The organism is Aeromonas intestinalis, from assembly GCF_054052485.1.
On the sequence record NZ_JBSTYK010000058.1, the window covers coordinates 1 to 214 of the forward strand.

1 tRNA gene and 1 rRNA gene are annotated in these 214 nt (G+C 53.3%); both read left to right on the forward strand.

What is annotated here, in order from left to right:
* Positions 1–13: 13 nt before the first annotated feature.
* Positions 14–89, forward strand: a tRNA-Thr gene (locus ACW5W7_RS21390).
* A gap of 24 nt (positions 90–113) precedes the next feature.
* Positions 114–214: ribosomal RNA gene (gene rrf, locus ACW5W7_RS21395) — 5S ribosomal RNA — on the forward strand; the annotation flags it as partial.

The window sequence follows — 214 nt, forward strand, 5'->3', positions numbered from 1 at the left end:
TACCGGTTAGTGTGCTGATATGGCTCAGTCGGTAGAGCGCATCCTTGGTAAGGATGAGGTCCCCAGTTCGATTCTGGGTATCAGCACCATTTTCAAAGCAGTAACAGCTTTTGCCTGACGGCAATAGCGCCGTGGAACCACCTGATCCCATGCCGAACTCAGAAGTGAAACGCGGTAGCGCCGATGGTAGTGTGGCATTCGCCATGCGAGAGTA